Raw genomic sequence first — 21826 nt, 5'->3', positions numbered from 1 at the left:
TGGCGAGTGGCCTGTGGAGATGCGGAGCGACGTTGTGGCCGCATTCTTAGATTTTCCCGATACGCGATCACTCGCAATCGCGATAGAGCTCGGCGAAGCTCCCCGTCCAACGTCCATGCGTAGGACGAGCGCTCGAGGATTTGAGCCAGTTTGGTCTGCCGAAGCGGTCGCAGATTTCGTGCGAAGGCGCCACGCTCTTCGTGTCGAGCCGGCCAGACCTGGCACCGGATGGGAGAAGCTCGTCGCCAAACCCGCGCTGCGATCGCGCCAATAGCGATCGCCGGCAACTTTATTGTTCGCGGGGGGGGGGGACCTCACCCGGTAAGAGAGGGAAAGCTCTCCTCCGTTCGATCCTCTAGGTTCTCGCAAGCCGCGCCCAATTCCAGGGAACGTGCAGTCGGGCCTACGGATATAAAGCGGCGAAACTCCGCGACGGGCCGAACCTGCACGCCCGCGGCATTGCATAATCCCTTCACGGCGCGGCCGACCAACTCCCGATATATTGGCTCGCCTAGCGAGGTGACGAACAGCGGACCACCAACAGGCCGTCGCAATCTCTGGGGCAGTACTGAAAGGTACCTTTGAACCGCAGCTGTCGACTTCGTGGCCTGCATCTGTTCCAGCCGTGTCGGCGCCTTCATCGCGACTATCTCTTCAGCACTTAGGCCATCCCGGATCGTCAGACTGGCTATGGCTATATCGCGGTTGAGTGTCCAAACAACTTGATCACTACCATAGGTGGCATAATCGAATAGGGCAGCAACTTCGTATGCTGGCGAACGAGGGGTTTCAGGATTGCAGGGGGCGCCATGTGCTCGCCTCAACAGGAAGTCCCTGAAGCTCTTCAATGCCGAACGGTAAGCACGCACGCTGTTTTCACTGATGCCGTCAGACAAAAATCCTTTGCATATTTCGGCGATTGCACTGTTTGTAAGGCGAGCCAGTCCCGCCTCATCCTCCACCAATTCCGATCGGGCCACGGCGGACAGCCCCTTCAAAATGTGTGCCCGCCGGACGGCGTTCGATGTCTTGTTCGGAAAAGCGTCTAACCAAGCATCCACAGACCCTTCCCCGGGCAGCGGCAGATTATTCGGCGAACGGAAGTCGTCTTGAGCGGGGAGCTGACGTGACTGATCGTTGGTATGGACGGAGATCTTTTGGCAAGGACTGTCTGTTTCCGGAAGCTCGCCGCGAATCCGGTCCTCTGCGAGCTTGATCGCCTCCGAAGCAACGTCCTTTGTATCGCGGTTACCGGCAAGTTCGCATGTAGTTCCGAGCACGTCCCTGACTGCGGCCACAGACGCCCGCACCAAACGCTCTGGATGTCGATATCCCCTCGGCGGAGTTTCGATTTGATACTGCCGACAAAACCGATCAAGGGCAAAACGGCTGATTCCATAACGCTTGCTGATCGCGGGTTTAGACATCTGCCGGGTCAGTTCGCGGACGAACGCGGGACCCTTGGCGAGCAGGTCCACGGCAGACTCGGTTCGCTGGGCCTTATCTTCAAGGTATTGCCGCTCGATCCGACATCGCTCATGATATTCTTCCGGCGGCGGTGGCAATGGCGGCAACGACGGCGCCCTACCCATCTCAACCTTGCGCCAATAGCCACGGCTAGGCACCGGAATTTGCAGTAGCCGGCAGCGCTTTGCGATTCCTACGTCGCTCAGACCGAGCTTGGGAGCGAGGAGAACCATGGGTTCGCTCCATACCATGCGGTACAGCTCTTCCCGCTTTAAGGAGCGAACAGCGGCGTTGCCATTTCGCTGGACCACAGGAATCTGTCTCTTCTCGAATTGCGGCAGAACGGGCACCACCATTTCGCCGCGGCGGAAATAGCCACGGGGCGGCATAGGCACGCCGAGCCGCTTGCAATAGTACCGCTGAGACCCACGGCTGATGCCGGTCAGCGCACTCAGAGCCTGAGGCGGTTTGGTCCATATCAGCTCGTGCAGACGCTCACGCGTCATGCTCGCCATAGGTTCAATCGCTTTGCACTCAGATATGGTCATACCAGCTGCACTCATCTAGCCATGATCCCGTGTGCGATCTCCTCAAGACCTTTCATTCCGATCCTCGCGGTCTTGATGATGTAACCCTCTGGGTATCGGGGCGCGACGACCTTCTCCTCGTACAGAGAGACGATGTCCCGAGGGCCCTCGTTTTCAAGACCAGCAAGCGCGCCGTAGCGGTAGCCGACGTAGAATTTGTTCTGACTGATCTCGATGGAAGCGGCGATTTCCGGCTTGAACAAGCTGACTGTAATTTGACGAGGTCGATCGACGTTCGACAGGACTGGCGTCTCTGCCCAAACAGGAAACATCACACCGCTTTTCAAAAGGGCAAGCAGCTTGCTCAATGACCATAACAAGGGCGGATCTTCACCCACTTGGTGTTCGAACTCGCTCACAAGCCGCTGCCGTGCCCATTGCGGAGGCCTTACCTTCTTGCCAGGCAGGCCGGAAAATGCCCTGGCAGCGTCCGGAGAGTCCTTTACTCCCTCTGCCGCCATCGCAGCCAACAAGAGACTTGCAGCATCGGCGGGGCTCATCTCCGCTGCCCCGAATCCCCCTTTACCCTCTGAGGTCAGAATTCCTTGCCTGCGTAATTCACGGGCGGTGACCGCCATCGTGGATTCGGGAATGCCCGTCGCCGCCGACATAATTCGCCCCAGCACGCCGATGGTGGTCATCGAAAGCTCCGCTATTGTTCTTGGAGATGCTAACCTATCGGGTGCAACCGTATGGTGGCGACGATCAAGGGACGCATTGCGCTATTGGAGAACTCATCGAGGCGCCTTCCGGTCGCCGCGGGTGAGGGTTTTGGAAAGGATGGCGTCCTCGTGCCCAGACCCGGTCTTTCGATATTGAAGGCGCTTTCTCTGAGCATTGGAAAGCAGCTTGGCCGACCGCTTGACATACCGACGCAGCACTCGAGCGCTCTTGTGCCTCGAAAGATGAATGATCTCAAGTTCGGTAAGCTCGGCCTCGCCGAGTTCGGTTAGGCCACCATGTCGGAAAGAGGTGAACGTGATCTCCTTTCGAAGACCGGCAGCTTCGACGATCTTCTTGACCATCCTGTCGAACTGAGTGCCACCGCCAAACTTGGTGTCCCAAGGCTCGTACTTAGTCGTCGCGCGCCACACGTGGTCACGGAAGATTAGCGGACCACTGGTGCGGTTGATCTTCGCACGGTCGAGCCTCTCCATTATCTCGGGGAACAAGGGCGTGCCGTCCTCGTGGTCGAATAGAGCGATCCAGGCGAACTCGTCCGTCTTGCCGTGCTCGATGTAAGCAAAGTTGCGCGCGTTTGCAGGCCGATAGTCCCCCGCGTCCAAAGAGACCAGGATGTGCTTTTCACGTTGGGTCCACTCCCAGGCAATGAGCGCCGCGGTACCGATCGACGGGTGGCCCAGCAAATCGGCTGCGGCGACGAACCGCAGCAGCTCCTGCCGGGTAGCAGCGGGAAGCTCGCCGTACTCGTTGCGGAGTTTCATGTTCTGGAACGGATTCGGGCCGGTAAAATACTGCGGGTGGAGGGGGGACATGTGATTCCACATGGCCCGTACGTAGGTGAATACTTTGTTGCGGGTCGTCCGCCGCGGCACAAGCGTCTCCTCACCAGTCTTTGGATCGACTCTTCTCACGTACAACAACGCATCTAACAACGCCTCGCGAAGCTGCGGCGTGATCTGATTAACCGGCAGCGAACCTACCCGCCGGCCATTGGTGAACTTGAAATCCGCCATCGTGTTGATGTGCCACCTGCGGCTTTTGTGCTTCTCTAGCAATATCCGGCCGCCCGTTTTCGGATCGACCGGCGCCGCGTCCTTCTCGTCGGGTTCGCCAAGAAAGAAGCGCGACCGAAAGAACTCCTCCTTCATCCAGTCGAACGTGCCGACCTCGTTGATTAACGGTGCAGTTGCGATCTGGCCAGAACTCCATACCGTGAACTGGGGGTGCAACACCGCGTCGACCAGGTGCTGGGCTTTCTGCAAGTCGCTTCCAAGAGATTTGCTTCGGACGGGACATCCGGCGAGAACATGTTTCTTTCGAACGTTGTAGTAGAAGCTGTACCGCTCCTTCGCCGTACTCCACTTCGCTTGCATATTGGGAGTGACGGGCTTGGGCGGTCGCAGGCCAAGGATGGTCCTCTTGGGTGCACGCTTCGTCATTCTAATCCTCCATTCGCACCATAAGTCCACATGACATTAGGACTGATAGTCCAGATGCGGAAGCAGCGGGACGGAGATCCTGCAAGGGATGGTTAACGGCACTTCCGAGGATTCAGGTGGATCGTGACGCCCTGCTCTTCTCTTATCGATGAAAAAGGCGGGTTATCAGTGAGATAAAGTCGTCTCTTTTCCGCATTCACATCGATAAAAGCGACTAGGCATTTTCTGAATTGAGGCCGAAATGGGCCCCCTCTCCATCGCCAAAATGCAGTGGGTTTTCAGAAATTGAGTTGATTTATAAAGCGCCGGCGTAGCTCAGCCTGCTACGGCCTCACTTTGATAAATCCGCTGAAAACAGAGCTTCTCGGACATTTTCTGACTCCCAGTGAAAGAAATTTTCTGAATCCTCCTAGGTCGGCACTCACCGTGTTCTAGGTATTGTGCCGTTCATTAAAGTCTCGGGGGTAGCGAGGCGCGTATGGGCCGGGCCCAGTCGAAAAAAAACCGCGACCAAATGCTGATGCCGCCACAACCGCCATGAAGCTCCGGACCGCCGGTAAGCTCCCCCCGGAACAAGACCGACGCCCCGTCGCGCGCTCTTGCCCGAGCTGAGGATCGCGATCCCCGTGATGTCCGCTCCGTCCTGTCCACGCGAGCGGGCGGGGCCGTACGGGGCTTCGTGCAGTTTGCCAAGGACATAGACGACGAATGGTCGAACGGCTTGGGCTTGCCGGAAGGCATGCTCGAGGCCGTCCTCCGACGTGGCCCTCGACACGGTTGAGCTCGCCACCACTGCCCGATCGAGACCTGAAAACGGAAAGATATTTCCCTTTATTTTCAACACTTAAAAAACGAACAGCGCTGTGGTGGAGGCGAGATTTAGCATCCACTGGCATGGGGATACATAAAACGGCACGGGACGGTCTCGCATGACCGGTTGACCGCCATCGCATACCGGCTCGGCGCTCCAACATTGACGCCGGACGACGTGCTCATCTCTGGCGCAGGCAGACCGCCGCTGAAGGTGAGGGGCCGGCGATCGATCCGGTCCGCGAGGCTCAGTTCAGGAACAGGATCGCGCCAAGGCCGAGTGGGCCAAGAACGATCCTGCCGCATCAGCCTGCCGACGGCTTCGACTTGCGCTCCCTCTTGCCGGCTTTCGCTAAACGACTGCCGCACCACGCTCAGCGCGCACGAGACCGGACAGAACTCCCTTTCCGACAGAATAGCGCACCTGCCAAAGCATTTTGCGTCGGCGCGGAATGGTTAACAACCGGCAAGCTCCCATCGGGCTTTGCGCGCCGCCCTCGATCGGATGCTTGTCAGAGTCCCCGCGATGGCGTGATCGGCACCATGGCTGCCGCCGATTGCCCAACTGAATACAGGACTCCGCTGCCTCTGTTGCTTGCGCCGAATAGTCCGCACGACTTGCTAGATAGCACTACCCCCGTGATCTTACGGTGTCGCGCAATCTTAGTCACGGTGCGACAAGCCAACAAGAAGCGCTGTGGACGTGTGATCCACTTGTTGCTCAACATTTCGGACTCGACACTGATACGCCAGAGACAGGGCAGCGGTCGTTATACCATTTTCCACCGTGTTAAGCTCGGCATGCCCTCGAAATAGACGAGCGATCTAGCTTATAATCGCGTTTAGCGGGTATGGGCGTTTTTGGACGCAGTGCACGTCAGCGGGCGCTAAGCCACTGCGCGCTGTGCTCGTCTCTCGCCAAGCAGTGCGCATTGCGGTTCGCACGAGTTCGACGTTGCGGTACCGCATTTCCTTAGGGGCAGAACAAGTTGGACCAAGACCACATTGGGGAATCAGCGACTGAAAGGCTAAAGATATCCTGCACCATCGCCGACCACGTTAACGTCGCCTTTTACCAGAACGCCGTCCCCATCATCCGCGAATTGGCCCTCGAGAACGGCGAAGGCCGCGAGCTGAGGGACCTTTCAGTGCACCTCACCGCGGAACCCGCGTTTCTGGTGCCGGGTGTCTGGCGCATCGAACGGATCGCGGACGGGGCTACTCATCACATCCGGAGCTTGGATCTGAAGTTGGACCCGGCGTTCTTGACCGCGATCAATGCGTCGAGGCGAGCCGAGTTGCGCATTCGTGTCGAAGCAGGCGGCGAGACGCTCCTCGGAAAGGCTGTCGAGATAAATCTTCTGCCGCCGTCACACTGGGGCGGCGTCAGCGCGGCACCTGAACTGCTGGTTGCCTTCGTCAGACCCACCGATCCCAGTGTCGATGTTATTCTCCGCGAAGCCTCGGGGAAGCTTGCGGCGGCTGGGCGCGATGATGCCATGGACGGCTATCGCAAGAAGGCCAAGGCCAGGGCATGGGAGATCGCCGACGCCATCTGGGCGGCGCTTGTTTCTCACGCGATCGCCTACGTTCTTCCTCCTAAGAGTTTCGAACGGTCCGGTCAGCAGGTTCGCGGTCCGGGTGACATCCTGTCGCGCAAGGTCGGCACCTGCCTCGACCTCACACTGCTCTACGCATCCTGCCTCGAGCAGGCTGGCCTCAATCCGGTGCTCGTCCTGACCGAAGGCCACGCTTTCGTCGGCGTATGGCTGATCGATGAAGACTTCTCAGGCCTCGTGATTGACGACGCGCAGATGCTGCGTAAGCGCGTCCAGCTCGAAGAAATGGTGATGGTGGAGACGACGCTCCTCACCGGCACCCACCCCGGGCGCTTCAAGCAGGCCGTCGACGCGGGCGGAAAGCTGATTGCCGAAGACGCGACATCGCCGTTCGAACTCGCGATCGACGTGCGACGGGCGAGGAGTGCAAAGATCCGGCCGCTCGATCTCTCTGGCTCCGGCGAGCCAACGATTACGCCGGCAGCCGCAGCTCCCATTGCACAAGAGGTAGGTGAGGTTCCACAATTCGAGGAGGATCTCGACAAGCGACGCGAACCCGTTCCCGAACGGAACCTTGATCGCCTGGAGATCTGGAAACGCAGCCTTCTCGATCTCACGCTGAAGAACAGGTTACTCAATTTCAAGGACACGAAATCCTCCATCGCGATCGAATGCGCCGATGCCCCGATGCTTGAGGACAAGCTGGCCGGCGGAGATCGCTTCAAGCTGCTCGGCAGGGCGAGCGTGCTCGACGGCAGCGACGGGCGCGACACCGCGCTACTTGCGCAGCGACGGGACGACGACGCCCGCAACGATTTCATCAAGGACGCAATGCTCCGTGGCGACCTGCACACGGCGATTCCAGAAAGTGAGCTCGAAGGACGCCTGACTGACCTTTATCGGGCCTCCCGCCTCGCGTTCGAGGAAGGCGGAGCCAACATTTTGTACCTATGCCTGGGCTTCCTGAAATGGACACCACAGGATGGCGCTGGACCCTACCGCGCCCCCCTGGTCCTCATCCCCGTTCAGCTAGAGCGCAAGAGTGTGCGTTCCGGTTTCCGGCTGGCGTTGCACGAGGACGAAGCACGGTTCAATCCGACGCTGCTACAGATGCTGAAGCAGGACTTCGACCTGTCGATGCCCGAGCTCGACAGCGACTTGCCCGAAGACGGCACAGGCATCGACGTGACGGGAATCTGGAAGACGGTGCGACGTCACATCAAGAATATCAAGGGTTGGGAGGTCACGGAACAGGTCGTGCTCGCAACGCTGTCTTTCACGAAGTATCTGATGTGGAAGGATCTCGTCGACCGCACCGATATCCTTAAGCGCAATCCGGTCGTCCGCCATCTGATCGATACCCCGACGCACACCTACGACGGTTCAGGCGCTGCTTTCGTCGCCGCCAATACTATCGACCAAATCGTCGATCCAGCCGAACTCTTCGCGCCGCTATCGGCAGATTCTTCTCAGGTTGCTGCCATCCTCGCCGCGCAGCGTGGGGGCGATTTCGTGCTGTTCGGTCCGCCCGGCACCGGCAAGAGCCAGACGATCGCGAACATGATCGCCAACTGCCTCGCCCACCAAAAGACGGTGCTGTTCGTGTCGCAGAAGACGGCGGCACTGGAGGTCGTGAGACAGCGTATGCAAGCGATCGGCCTCGGCAACTACTGTCTCGAGGTGCACTCGACCAAGGCGCAGAAGTCGAGCGTGATCGAGCAGCTCGCCACCGCCTGGCGCGAACGCAATCTCGTAACCGAGGAGCATTGGTCGGCCGCCGCCGGTGAGCTGAAGCGCCGGCGCGATCAGTTGAACAAGCTGGTTTCAGCGCTCCACCGGCGACGTCCCAACGGGATGACGGCCTACGAGGCGTTCGGCCGCGTCATTGCCGACCGTGAACGGCTTGCTGACGTCGGGCTAACCTGGCCTGCCGGAACGGTGCACTCCCCCGAGGAACTCGCGCAAATGCGCGAGACATGCGCGGAGATCCGTACCGCGCTTGAGGCAGTCGGCGATCCGGCCACGCACCCGCTGAGGGGCATCGAGCAGACCAAATGGAGCCCAGCCTGGGTGCAATCGCTGCAACAGTTGGTCGACCGCCTTCATTTAACGTTGCGTAACGTCCAAGCCGCCTCCGACGATCTCGTCGATGCAATTGGTCTTGACCGCAGCTTAAACGACGATGGACTGCTGCTCCAGCTGATCAAACTTGTATCGCTGATGCTGCACGCCGACGCCGCGGATGGCGCGCTGTTGCTCTCGGCCGAGGCTCCGGAACACGTGCGCGCGCTATATGATCTTGCCGATGCAGTGAGCCGATTGAACGAGAAGAGGTCCGAACTTTCGGTCCGCTACGATCTCAGGGTGGCACAACTCGACCTGCAATCGCTCGAGCGCGATTGGACGGAGGCTTGCACATCCAACGTACTGGTGCGCAGCGGCAGGAAAAAGAAAGTCCGCCTCGTGCTGAAGCCATACTGCTCGGCCGAAGTACCGGAGGAGATCGGTCGGGATATTGTCGTGCTGCAGCACATCGCCGTTCTGCTGAGCGAGATCGCCGCGATCAAGCCACGCTTCACGGGCATCGAGCGTCTCTGGCGGGGGCCGCAGAGCGAGGTGTCGCGTTTCAACGCATTGATCGACTGGGCCGGAAGCATGCGTGACGCCGTCGATTCGTTCCCGATCGAGGGAATCGCCTCGGAACAGCTGCTCGCCTATGTCGCCGATCTGCTTGATCGCGACATCTCGCGCTTCAGACCTGGCGGACAGGTCCGACAGGCCTTCGAGACGATGTCCGGGGCATTTCCGACCATGCATCGGACGGCAAAGGAACTCGGCGCATGCATCGGTCTTGACGATCCCGAGAACATCGTCAGGATCGAAACGGGCTGGATCGAGGCGCTCCTTCAACGAACCGCCAACTGGAAGGCAAACCTCATCAAGGCCCCCCAATGGGCGACTTGGCGATCGGCCGCTCGGAACGCGCGAATCGCGGGACTTTCTCCTCTTGTCGACACAGTCGAGAGCGGAGCCGTAGAGGGCGCGGCCCTAACCGCGGTCTTCGACTACAGCTATGCGCGCTGGATTGCGGAAACCATTGTGAACGAGGACGAGGTCCTCAGCGGATTTCTGGCCGAGAAGCACGAGGCTGCGATTGAGGCCTTCGTCGCCGCAGACCGGAAAGTCGGCGAGCTCGCCCGAGAAATCGTGAAGGCGCGCATCGGGGCGGCCGTGCCGACCCAGACCAATTTCGGCAAGGATCCGGAATGGGGAACGCTCGCGCGCGAGATCAATAAGAAAGCCCGACACATGCCGCTGCGGCAGCTGTTCGGCCGAATCCCGAATGTGCTGACCCAGCTCGCCCCTTGCGCGATGACGAGCCCGCTCTCCATCGCGCAGTACCTGCCGGCCGAGGCCAAACCGTTCGACGTGGTGATCTTCGACGAAGCCTCGCAGATCCCGGTTTGGGACGCGATCGGAGCGATCGCGCGCGGCGGCCAGGTGGTGATCGTGGGTGACCCTGAGCAACTGCCACCGACCAACGTCGGACAGCGCGGCGTTGACGACGAGGACGACGACGGCTCGACGGTCCAGAGCCAGCAGAGCATCCTCGATGAGTGTTTGGCCTCGAACATTCCGAGTATGCGGCTGTCCTGGCATTATCGTAGCCGCCACGAGAGCCTGATCGCGTTCTCCAACGTCAAATACTACCGTGGGGAATTGACGACGTTCCCCTCCCCGGTCACGCGCGACGCGGCGGTGCGGTATGTCCATGTCGAGGGCGGTGTGTACGAGCGTGGCGGCGCCAAAGTGAACCGCAAGGAGGCCGACGCAGTCGTTGCGGAAGCTGTGAGGCGCATGAGGACGTCTACGAATTCGATCGGCATCGTTACGTTCAATGGCGAACAGCAGCGTCTCATCGAGAATTTGCTCGATCAGGCGCGCCGCGCCGATCCGTCACTGGAAGTGCATTTCGATCGCACCCAGACGAGAGAGCCAATCCTTGTGAAGAACATCGAGAACGTGCAGGGTGACGAAAGGGACGTTATCATCTTTTCGGTTGCGGTTGGACCAGATAAAACGGGGCGGATCACAGCCCAGATTTCCTCGCTGAACAGCGAGGGCGGACATCGCCGCCTCAACGTCGCCATCACCCGCGCTCGGCGCGAGCTTCTCGTGTTTGCGACCCTAAGACCCGAACAGATCGACTTAGGGCGTACCAGCGCCAAGGGCGTGGTCGATTTCAAGCACTTCCTCGAGTTCGCCGAGAACGGTGCGCGCGCCATCGCCGAAGCGTTCTCGCCGACCGGGCGCGACACTGAATCGCCGTTCGAAGACGCTGTGATGAGCGCCCTCCAGGAGAGGGGTTGGGAGGTGCATCCGCAGGTCGGCGTTTCATTCTTCCGAATAGACCTAGGTATCGTGCATCCGGATTTTCCGGGTCGGTACTTGGCTGGGGTCGAATGCGATGGCGCTGCCTACCACCGGTCGGCCACCGCGCGTGATCGCGATCGCTTGCGCGAAATGGTACTCACGGATCTCGGCTGGCGGATTCGGCGGATCTGGAGCACCGAATGGTGGATGGATTCAGCCGGAGCAGCCGAAAAAATCCATGCACGCCTTGCCGCCGATCTTGACGCCGACCGCGCTTCACGTCCGCCCGTGGAAATCAGAGAAGAACCCGCACCTCCAGCTGAGGCGGTCGTATCCACTGACGAGCCCGAGCAGACGGCAGAGTTCGAGACCCGCGCTGCCGAAACGCAAAGCGACATCGGACAAACAGCAGTATCGCCCGAACCGGCAAACGACGACCGGGAGCCGGCCGAGGAAACCAAAGTTTATGCGCGAGGACCGGCGAGCGACGAACGGGACTCGCCACCGGCGACCGCCGCGTACGTCAGAGCCGACCCTGCTACGGTAGCTACCCCCGATCGCGAGCGATTCTACGACGCCGGCTACCGCGGAACATTGCGCAGCATGGTCGATCACGTTGTCGAGATTGAGGGGCCGATCTATTTTGATGTCCTCGTCGAACGAATCGCCCGCGCGCACGGCTTCCTGCGCTCGGGTGAGACCGTGCAGAAGATCGTCGCGGTATCGCTCGGTCGCAATCGTTTTCCGACAACTAAGGACGGAGAGCGCCAGATCGTATGGCCGCAGAATGTCACGGCTGGCGACAGCGCGCCCTACCGAGGCCCTGGCGGACGCGACCACGGCGACATTCCGCTCCCCGAATTGGCGGGCCTCGCCGGGCTGCTGCGGAGTCGTGGCCTTGAGGAGAATGAGGACATCATCCGCGGTATGCAGGAACACTTTGGCTTGGGACGCCTCGCAGCATCGACCCGCGAACGCTTCGAAGCGGCCGCTGCGGCCGCCGACTGAGAGCCGCAGCCTCTTTCAGCACCTTCGCCCAAGGGGGACCAGTACGCTTTCCCGTAGGGATCCCCTCCCCGCGGTCCTGCTCGTGCGCAGAGATCGTTTTGGTGGAAAAGCTGATGCGAGCGCCTGCGGCGTTCGACCGGAATGTGGAAATCGCGCTAAAGCTACATCGTAAGCGTAGCGAGGCACCTTGACGCCAGCAGCACAAGACCGGAGGGGTCATGAACTTCGCAGCAACTGTGGCCGGCACCGCACATGAGCCTACTCTTCAATGCCCGCACTGCAGGAATGAGATTAAGCTGACGGAATCACTCGCAGCTCCCCTACTCGAAGAGACGCGCCGGCGCTTTCAGGAGCAACTGGCCAACAAAGATGCGGAGGTCGCCCGAAAGACCGAAGCCTTGCGCGAAGAGGGTGAACAGCTTGCGAGGGCTCGCGAGCAGATCGAGGACCAGATCGCGAAACGGCTTTCCGCCGAGCGGAGTCTGCTCGTAGCGGTGGAAACCAAGAAGGCCCGCGAGGCGGCCGCCGCCGAGTTGCGGGCCAAGGAGGTGGAAGCGAGCGAACTTCGGCAGAGCCTCGCCGCAAACAACGCCAAGCTCGCCGAGGCGCAACAGGCACAGGCCGAGCTTATGCGCAAGCAGCGCGCGCTCGACGAGGAGAAGCGCGAACTTGATCTTACGATTGAAAAGCGCGTTCAGGCCTCGATCGCCGAGATTCAAGCCAAGGCTCGTCTGGAAGCTGATGAAGCCGCTAGATTGCGCGTCTTGGAGAAAGATCAGACGATCGAATCCATGGCGCGGACCATCGAGGAGCTGAAGCGTAAGGCTGAGCAAGGTTCTCAGCAATCTCAAGGCGAGGCTCTCGAGCTTGAGCTCGAGGTGCTACTCCGCGCGCGGTTCCCCGCGGACCTGGTTGAGCCTGTTGGCAAGGGTGAGCTGGGAGCCGATGTTGTGCAACAGGTTAATGGTTCGATCGGGCAGGCCGCTGGCATCATCCTTTGGGAATCTAAACGCACCAAAGCGTGGAGCGATGGCTGGTTGGCGAAGCTGCGGGACGACCAGCGGCGCTGTAGGGCCGACGTCGCCCTGATCATATCGCAGGTACTTCCGAAGCATATCGAGCACTTTGATTTGGTCGATGGAGTTTGGGTCGCACATCCGCGCTATGCGCTTCCCGTTGCTGTCGCCCTCCGTCAGACGCTCATTGAGGTCAGTGGATCGCGCCTGGCGCAGGAGGGACAACAGACCAAGACGGAGCAAGTCTATCAATACTTGACTGGCATCAAGTTCCGGCAAAGGGTGGAAGCTGTAATCGAGAAATTCAATGACATGCGCGAGGACCTCGACAAGGAGCGCAAGTTCATGGTCCGGCAGTGGGCAAAGCGCGAAACCCAGATACTGTGCGTGATTGAGTCTACAGTTGGCATGGTTGGCGACCTCCAAGCGATTGCCGGCAAAGCCATGCCAGAGATCCCAAGCCTCGATATGCCACTACTCGAGAGCACGGGCGAATCCGACCGCAAGGCGGGGTGATCGGACGCTACCAAAGCACGGCCTCTCCCGCGAGCTCCCTCTTCCCAGCGACCCTGAGGACAACTGTATATGAGCGCAGGGGTAACACCGCCGTGGCCTCCCAAACGCGTTGTATGATGAGGCAAGCTGCTTTCATTTGACACTACGCCGCGTGAGCGCCGATGCATCTACCCGCGGCCTTGATGCACAGGATCCGTTCGGCGGCACTAGTTTCCAGAGTGCTCTCAATGATACTTCTCACCTCGGTTATTGAATGCGATCTTTGTGCCTTCCAGCACATCGACGACAGCTCTGTTTATCATCCCGTCTTCAATAGAGCCTGACCGGTAGGAGATGCGTGCGCCATCCTTTCTATCAAATGTCGCGTGTATGATCTGCTCGGCATCACAGACAACCGCTAGGTTCGGATTGTGCGTGACCATTATGATTTGTCTGGACTTCTTCGCCTCATTAATGACCGGAACAAGCAAGCTCACGACCGTTTCGTTATCTAGATTTTCCTCTGGCTGATCGAGCACGATTGGATTTCGTCCGTTGTCGACCAGCAAATAGAAAATCAATAGAAGCGCGCCGCGCTGCCCCGGCGATAGTCGCTCTATCTGCGTATCCTGAAAGAGCAGAGTATACTTCGGTTCCAGATACGGAAGCCCGAATAGATAATTGTAGACCTCCGCCGGGCTCTTGTCTTTCCGCATCAGAGCCCTGATCCCGGGAACGCTGCTCGCGGCCTTCTCCGCGCTCTCTGCCAGGAGCACGGCAATGTCTTCGGCGAAGGCGGCCGCGTCAGCCGCGTTTTCGAAATCATATTTCTCAAACCTGCTGCGGATCGCAGCAAAGCTCTCGTCCTCACCCCGAAGCTCGCCAATGTTCTGCTTGATAGCCCCAAACAGATTTGCTGCAATGGCATCAGGTGAGCCAAGTAACTTTGCCTGGAACTGGAGCTTGTAGTCATCACGGATCAGCGAATTCCTCTGTATTAGCTGCTGCAACGGCGCGAAGAGCGCCTCCCGTGCCGTGCGCTGTTCTTCTAGAACCGCAAAAATGCTGGTGGTTATCTCCTGGCGTGCCGCCCTCTTTTTCGCCAGCAGCGTCGGTAGTTCATTAATCTGGGCGACCCTTCGCTGTAGCCCCTTAAGACTTTCCGGTTCGGTGTCGGAACCTTCAATCGCCTCCAGTGCAACTTGCCAACTCTTCAGAGCCTGTGTGTAAGTTTGATACTTCTGCTGCGGCTCGTTCAACTTCTCTGAGAGCCGCTTCTGCTCTGCAACCAAGGCGACTTCCATCGTGGTGCCGCTTTCAATCTTTTCTGCAATCTCTCTATCATTCGCGGCCAGTGCTTGTTGATGCTGTGTCGTGATGTGACGGTTAACGGTCAGAGTGATCAGATCCTGCGCTTTCAGGCCGACGGTGGCGAGATCGTCGGTGATTTCTGACACTAAGGTTGCGAATTGCCTTTCGAAGAGCAGAATTCGTTCGCCAATGTCGCGGAGCGACCGCTGCTTTCTGCCGATGGTCTGCCGAGCATCGGCGGCCTCTCGGGCTTCAGACTTCAGCTGCTCCAGCGCAAGACCAATCTCCGTCAATCGAGCACTTACCAGTTGTTGATCAGGAGTGAGTTCATCCGTCGGACGCTCAACTACTGAGGGTTTGATCGCGGCGTGTTCCTCGATCTGCTTCGTCTTAAGTTTGATCTGCTCCTCGAAGTTTTTGCGCACATTGGGGTGGAGCTGATCCTCTACATCAACGATCTGCTCGTTGAGTGCCCGCAGCGATTTACGCAGCTCATCCGCCCGAGCCCGGAACACATTCTCTTGCTTATCGATAAGCTGATCAAAACTGAGGGCCTCAAGTCGGACGTTGTTCGGAACGTGCGAAAAAATGACCGTTCGCAGTTCCTTCTCGAACTCGTCGGTCTTTCCGGACACGTGATCATTGCAGAGGGCTTCGAACCGGCCCTGAGGTATGTACCGAACGAGTTCGACCCGCTCGGGCGATGGATCATCAGCAAGACTCATGACGCGTGGATCGCCAGCGAGCCACGAGAGTTCACCTTTGAACTGGCGAGCCGGCTCACCTGCTTTCCCGCGGAATCGATCCCGCTTCAGAAACGAAAAGTGAGTACTTTGCTGTGAGTTTCCCAGCAGAGCTAGAATGTCCACGAGAGCGCTCTTGCCGCTTCCCTTATTGCCAATAATGGCGATGAGATCAGGATTCAGAGGTATTTCGGTTCCGTCGAGCCAGGTGTCGGCGATTGTGCTGTCGGGAGTCTTGTTAACGCGGATCCGATCTATGTAAAACGTCTTGTGCTTGCCGATCCGCTCCAGCTTCGGGGGCAATTCGCCAAGGAATGATCGCTTCGCAGGCTCCTTCAAAGCCTGCAAGAGGCCCTTCCAGGTCGGATCTGCCTTGATCCAGGTGCGCTTGCCGGATGGAAACTCCCCGTATCCACGCTTGTCATTCGTCCCGTTTCCTCGGAAGCAATGAGCATCGCTACCGGAAACTGCCAGTCGAGGAAGCCCTCTCAGTGCCGCCTGGAAGTTACCAAGCCATTTCTTGTTAACGTCTGTCTCGATGCCGCAGAATGCCGCCCAATGATCAGTGTCTCTTGTTTCAAAGATTGGAGACGATTCGAACAATCCCAGTGCGTAGGCATAATGATCCATCTGTTTGATTGAAGCGAGACCGTCGTGGGTAGAGAAGGGCAGAAAGCCTACCGCGCGGCCACTAGGCACGTCCCGAATCGCGTTCTTGTACGAATCGACCTTCAATTCGGCGATCTTGTACCCTGCATCAAGCGCCTCTTTGTCGTCTAATAAGACCTTGCTCTTTTCAAACCCGTGTTTGGCTAGTTTGTCCGCGCCGACATATCGGGCGTACTCAATAAGGGCATCGCGAGACAGCGGTTGATTGATGAGTTCGAGGGTTAACCGAGATAGAAAGTCTTTGAGGTGTTGATCGCTTATCTCATTGGAGAAGAGAACGTGGGCGTTAAGTCGCCCCTCCATCGGAGCCGCCAAGCGCAGTTCGATGCCAGGGAACACAATTTTCGAAAGTTCCGGCGCATCCTGCTCGGTCTGACGTCCTTTGAGCGCGAACCAACCATCGAATGTCCAGTAGTCCATGAGACCGAACGCTATCGGAGTGGCGTCATTCAAGGCGCGGATCATCTCATCGATCAGACGATCGTTTCGCATCTTGTTTGAGCCAATCTGTTCACCGTCCCAATGAAACGAGGCTGGCGAATGTATATGAAGATCCCACTCGCGCCATTCAGATCCTCTGGAAAACATACTCTCGACCCCCCAGCCGATTGTTTGCTCTACGTCAACCTCTATCAATCCACCTTGATGTGATCATTGCCCTGCAGCATCATCGTTAGTGCGTTAGCCGATAGATGCGACAGGCCTCGACCAAATGAAGATGGAAATGCCCGACAGTAACGATCGAGATCGCATCTCAAGTATCGACCTCGTTGGTATCGAACTCCTCAAAAATCGAACGCCATCGCCGTGGAAAGAACGCGCATAGCTCATCCGTGTCCAGCACGCACTTCTTGAGATGAAACGTGCCGCGCAGATCCCGCATCTCGTAGAACCGGATAGGCCGGCACCGATCCTCCAGCGCCCTCACGACAGCATATTTGACGGCGGACTCACACCGCATGCCGAAGATGACCTCCTCCAGCTCAAGCGGAGAGTCCCGCAATCCTCGCTGGCCGATCAGCCGCCATTCCCGCTCGTAGCGCCAGCTCGCTGCTTTTCTAAGCAGGACCGCAGCATCGACAGCCTGGCGAGCCATATCGTCGCCATCGAGCATGGCCACAACTTTACTGACCTGCACGAGCCTGCTGCCGCCGTACTTAACCTTGTAGAAGTTTTCGGCGGCATCGACCGGGACCGAGTAGCCTATGCATACGCCTTTGTGTTGGTCGCCATAGTGGCTCCACATCAGGGGACAATTTGCCCGCTCGGCGAACGAGACGATTCCTTTGTCGTATTGGCGGAGCAGCTCCTCCTCTACGTACTGACCGAGGAGAAACACAAAAGGATTTTCAATCTCGTATTCTGGATTTTCAGCGTTGTACCGAATTTCAGCGATCAGCTCTTTGGCGCGCCGGCGAGCTTGTCGCGAGATGTGCTCAACCGTCTTCGGACCTCGATATTTGATCTTTTTCGCCGCCGCGGTCATCTCAGCAGTAACACGACGCTCAACGAATTTCACGAAAACACGCTCGAGATCCTCCTCGCCAACATCTGTCTCGAGACAGGCACGCGTATCGAGAGGGTCGTTGAAAGTGCTGGGATCTGCGAAGAAGAGGTGATCAGCAACAAGCATGTCGAGCGTCAGGTTGCTGAAGGCTCGGTACTTGTAAAATCGTTTCGGTATCTTATCGCCCCCAGCCATCCCCTGCTCAACGCCATCTCGCAAATCACAATCGCCGCGCTGTTTGCGCCCACAGATTTTTGTCGAGCGGCCCCAGAACGTTCGTGGATAATTCGACTGACAACAAGTGCCAGTTGCCAATCGATCGCCCGGTGCCCACGCCGAGGCCTATTCGCTCTTTACGCGAATGAAGATGCGTATACTCGCGTCAAACGACGTGTGCAACTGCTTCTGGCGGCCAAATCGATCGATCGCGGTGGATTCGTCTGGACCGGGCGTTAACGGACCGCGAGTCGCGTAAGCATAGTTGGCGAACAGCCAGTTGACGAATTCAGCTCCCGCGATTTCACAGGTGGCATCGCCCAGCTCCTGCTGGTCTGGAAAAGGGCATCGAGTCCCTTGTGGTCCGGCCACCACCCCAAGCGCCGGGTGCCTGGAGGGCGGGCAGCTGCGAGTCCAGCTTCACTTCCTACTTCGGACCAAACGTCACGGAGGGCCTTGCCAGCATCGAGAAAGCCGAGTCGGAACCGAACAACATTGCTTGCCTCGGCTACGAGAACGGCGATCGTGCTCTATGGGGTGGCGCCAAACGCAAAGAGAAGGTCTGGTGGCAAAGGGCGGTACGCTCGCTGAATGGGTGGCGTGGTGCCGCCAGACGTGGAAGAAGGTTTCAGCGGAAGAAGCGGCCGCGCCCAATATCACCAGAGATTTCCTCCGGCCTCTGCGGCTGAAATCGGCCCACGCCTCACAACCGATCGCAATCGAGTGGGGTGAGCACGCGTAGATGATCTTCTGCCGATCAATTCGTGCTCTTTAGCACCATGCCTGTGCCGCTGTACCTGATTGATCTAGACGTCGAGGCCGTTCAGGCTGATGGCTCGATCGGTATCCGGCTGTCGACAGAGACGCTGAGCGCGACTTACCGGCTAAGCATCTCGGATGCCTTTCCCGCAAGCTACAGCGGTAAGAAGGTCTCAGGGCGACGAGGATGTGTCGCCATCGAAGTGGAATCATGCTCGGATGATCGAGGCTTTCGGTCAAGGATTCGCGAAAGAGATCGATCCAAGGACTGGGCTGGGCGACAGACGAACACGAAGGACCAATCGGGCGTAATGGAGCGAGCGAATAGGCGACTGCATCGATGGGACGATCGGACACCAGTCGCTCTTTACCTGGCCAAGTGATTGAAATCTGCGTTCCCTGAAGCCTATCTCAGCCTGGGAACAAAATGACAGTTATTCCAAGGATTCGGGCTTCCTCGGTCGACCCAATGATGGCAATTTGACCCGACCACGGGTCTCCACCGTGGTTCTCCACCGTCCGAATCCGGTGGCTCCAGAAATGCCCGGTTTTATTGGGTTTTCGCACCTCGCGTCCAGGTGGCGGAGAGGGAGGGATTCGAACCCCCGATAGGCTTGCACCTATGCCGCATTTCGAGTGCGGTGCATTCAACCACTCTGCCACCTCTCCTGGTGCCAAAAAGGTGATTCCTCACCCTCGCGGTCGGGGCGTGTTCTAGGCGAGGATGCCGGGGGAGACAAGGCGCCGGGAGAAGATTTCCGCACCGCCGAAACCGGCCGAAAGGAGGGCGAAATGGAGCATTTGACAGTGAAAGCCAATGGGGCGGCGTTCCATGTCGCCCGGATCGGGGCCGGCAAGCCCCTGCTCTTGCTGCATGGCTGGCCGGAATTCTGGCTGACCTGGGAGCCGGTCATGGCGCGGCTTGCCGACCGTTTTGCGCTGATCGCCCCCGACCTGCGCGGCTTCGGCGACAGCGACAAGCCGGACGGCCCGTACGGGCCGGAGCAGCATGCGGACGACATGCTGGCGCTGATGGATGCGCTCGGGATCGAGCGGGCCGGCGTGGTCGGCCATGATGTCGGCGGCGCCGTGATGCAGCCTTTGGCACGAAAAGCGCCCGAGCGGATCGCGGGGCTTTTCTTTTTCGATTTCGTCTATCCCGGTATCGGGCCGCGGATGGCGGCGCCGGATAGGCTGAACCACATCTGGTATCAGTCATTCCACCAGATGGAGATGGCGCCGAAACTCGTCGGCGCGACGCGCGAGAGCTGCGGCCTTTATATCGGGCATTTCCTCAAAGGCTGGTCGCATCGCCAGGATGCGTTCGACGATGTGCTGGACGCCTTCACCGACAACTTCCTGAAAGCGGGCAACCTCGCCGGCGGCTTCGCGCATTACCGCGCCGCGCACGCCGCGCGCGTCAGGATGATGAAGGGCGAAGCGCCGTCATTGCCTGCGATCACTATGCCGACCTGCATCCGCTGGGCCGAGCACGATCCGCTGTTTCCCTATGCCTGGACCGACCGGCTCGGCGAGACCTTCACTGAGCTCGATCTGAAAATGTTCGAAGGCGTCGGACATTTTCCGCATCGCGAAGCCCCCGATCGCGCAAGCCTTGAGATCTCCACGTTCTTTTCGCGCATCGGATGGATCTGAAGCGGGAGAATCAGGTTAGAAAGAGTGGGTGGGACCGCCAGACGCGACAAAAATAACTGGCGGTCCCGTGCCGCCTCATCAAAATGCTGGCCGGGGAAGTGCGGCTTCGCCGGTCAGCGGAGCGACGCCGCCACCGTAGCAATGGGCGCGGAAACAGCCAACGCAATGTCGGCCTTAACCTAACCTTTAAACCTTACTGCACCCGGATTTCCGGAGATTCGCCCGTAAACCTACGGAAAGATGACGGCGGTGTAACGGGAAGCTGCGGAAACTGTAGAGTGGGCAAAGGCGTTCTTGCGCCGTGCCCACCATCCAGCGTCGCGCTCGCGATGGTGGTCACGCTTCGCTTCGCTTTGCCCACCCTATGCATCTGCCCATCGTCACGCGCTCTTCTTCGCTTTCTTCTCGCCGTTGTCCTTGTCGTCTTTCTCGCCATTCTTGGCGCCTCTGCCGTTCTCCTTGCGGCGGTTGGTGAAGCGCGCATTGCCGAGGCCGGTGCCGATCGTCAGCACGCCCCATCGCTCGACGTCCTGCATGAAGGGGACTTCGGAAAGCCCTTGCACCACGCCGTCGTTATGCATGACGATCGCGGTGTCGTGGTCGCCGATCTCTGGGATCGCCTCGACCAGGCTTGCCGGCAGGTTGAACTTGCTGCTCTCCCAATTGCCCGGCAGGTTCTGCGCGCCCTTCTCGATCGAGCCGTCCTCGTCGATCACGCCGGGACAGGCGATGCCGATGAAGGGCGCGAGCTTCAGCCCATCGGTTTCGGCTTCCGCGATGAGGTCCTGCAGCATTTCGACCAGATGCTCCACCGCGGCTTCCCGCGTCGGGGTTTCATCGGCATGGCGCCAAAGCTCGGATTTCCAGACCGTGGCCTTGGAGAGGTCCGGCGCCTTCTTCCAGCGCGTCTCGACCACGCCGCAGCGGATGTTGGTGCCGCCGATGTCGACCGCAAGAATGCTGTCATGGGCCTCGAAGATCCATGAAGGCGCCAGATGCAGGCAGCCGATCAGCCCGGCTTCGTCGGGGTGATGGCGGATCGGCTGAAGATCAACCTTGAACTTCTCGTCCTTGAGGATGATCTCGGTGCGCGCGATCGCAAGCTCGCCAAGCCTGGAGTCACGGAAGCCGCCGCCGACCACGATGCGCTCGGTCTTGGCCCAGGCCTTGGTCTTGAGGAAACGCCGCGTCACATAGGCAAGTTCCAGCGCGAACTCCTCGATCGCGCTGTGGACCACGGCGGAGGCCTCGGTGTCGTCGCCGATCAGCATCGCATCCAGCGTCTTCTTGTTGACCTGTTCGGAGGGCTCGTCGCCGAACGGGTCCTCACCGGTTTTGCGCAACGGCTTGCGCCAGCGGTCGAGAATCTTGCGGAACGCGCTCTTGCTGGCGCGGTCGCCGAGGAAACCCTCGTCGTCCTTCAGTTCGATGTTGAAGCTGTCGACGTCGACCGACGGCAAACGCGTCGCGCCGTGGCGGGCGATCCCCGTTGTCAATACCAGTTCGTCGGCCATGAAATCCTTGCC

General features: G+C 59.1%; 9 protein-coding genes and 1 tRNA gene. 3 read left to right on the top strand and 7 right to left on the bottom strand.

Annotation, left to right across the window (positions count from 1 at the left end):
• Nucleotides 1-314: 314 nt before the first annotated feature.
• The 3 genes from OZ411_RS33675 to OZ411_RS33665 all read right to left on the bottom strand — a co-directional run bounded on the left by OZ411_RS33675 (nt 315) and on the right by OZ411_RS33665 (nt 4177).
• Nucleotides 315-1982 carry a hypothetical protein gene (locus OZ411_RS33675; RefSeq protein WP_282531388.1) on the bottom strand — a complete coding sequence of 556 codons (1668 nt, stop codon included), beginning with the start codon at nt 1980-1982 and terminating at the stop codon, nt 315-317.
• A 44-nt stretch (nt 1983-2026) separates the two neighbouring features.
• Nucleotides 2027-2695: a hypothetical protein gene (locus OZ411_RS33670; protein ID WP_282531387.1), complete on the bottom strand. Its 669-nt coding sequence runs from the start codon at nt 2693-2695 to the stop codon at nt 2027-2029.
• Between the two features lie 93 nt (nt 2696-2788).
• Complete coding sequence (locus OZ411_RS33665) at nt 2789-4177, bottom strand: hypothetical protein (protein WP_282531386.1); 1389 nt, start codon at nt 4175-4177, stop codon at nt 2789-2791.
• A gap of 2108 nt (nt 4178-6285) precedes the next feature.
• Here OZ411_RS33665 and OZ411_RS33660 point away from each other — a divergent pair.
• Nucleotides 6286-11928, top strand: coding sequence for a DUF3320 domain-containing protein (locus tag OZ411_RS33660; protein WP_282531385.1), 5643 nt, complete (start codon nt 6286-6288; stop codon nt 11926-11928).
• A 218-nt stretch (nt 11929-12146) separates the two neighbouring features.
• Complete coding sequence (locus tag OZ411_RS33655; RefSeq protein WP_282531384.1) at nt 12147-13460, top strand: DUF2130 domain-containing protein; 1314 nt, start codon at nt 12147-12149, stop codon at nt 13458-13460.
• 224 nt (nt 13461-13684) lie between these two features.
• On the opposite strand, the gene OZ411_RS33650 is transcribed toward OZ411_RS33655, so the two are convergent.
• The 3 genes from OZ411_RS33650 to OZ411_RS33640 all read right to left on the bottom strand — a co-directional run bounded on the left by OZ411_RS33650 (nt 13685) and on the right by OZ411_RS33640 (nt 19313).
• Nucleotides 13685-16750: a TrlF family AAA-like ATPase gene (locus OZ411_RS33650; RefSeq protein WP_349017060.1), complete on the bottom strand. Its 3066-nt coding sequence runs from the start codon at nt 16748-16750 to the stop codon at nt 13685-13687.
• A gap of 166 nt (nt 16751-16916) precedes the next feature.
• The gene (locus tag OZ411_RS33645) at nt 16917-17864 is read right to left on the bottom strand and encodes a DUF2971 domain-containing protein (protein ID WP_282531382.1); all 948 of its coding nucleotides are present in this window, start codon (nt 17862-17864) and stop codon (nt 16917-16919) included.
• A 1359-nt stretch (nt 17865-19223) separates the two neighbouring features.
• Nucleotides 19224-19313 (bottom strand) — tRNA-Ser (locus OZ411_RS33640).
• Nucleotides 19314-19436: 123 nt separating this feature from the next.
• On the opposite strand from OZ411_RS33640, the gene OZ411_RS33635 reads away from it, so the two are divergent.
• A complete protein-coding gene (locus tag OZ411_RS33635) occupies nt 19437-20300 on the top strand; it encodes an alpha/beta hydrolase (RefSeq protein ID WP_282531381.1) in 864 nt (287 codons plus the stop codon).
• Nucleotides 20301-20680: 380 nt separating this feature from the next.
• On the opposite strand, the gene OZ411_RS33630 is transcribed toward OZ411_RS33635, so the two are convergent.
• A complete protein-coding gene (locus tag OZ411_RS33630) occupies nt 20681-21814 on the bottom strand; it encodes an ROK family protein (protein ID WP_282531380.1) in 1134 nt (377 codons plus the stop codon).
• Nucleotides 21815-21826 lie beyond the last annotated feature (12 nt).

Origin of the sequence: Bradyrhizobium sp. Arg237L, from assembly GCF_029990105.1 — a bacterium.
Taxonomy (GTDB): Bacteria; Pseudomonadota; Alphaproteobacteria; order Rhizobiales; family Xanthobacteraceae; genus Bradyrhizobium.
The sequence above is the reverse complement of the archived record's forward strand: the minus strand, read 5'-3'. Positions and strand labels throughout refer to the sequence as shown.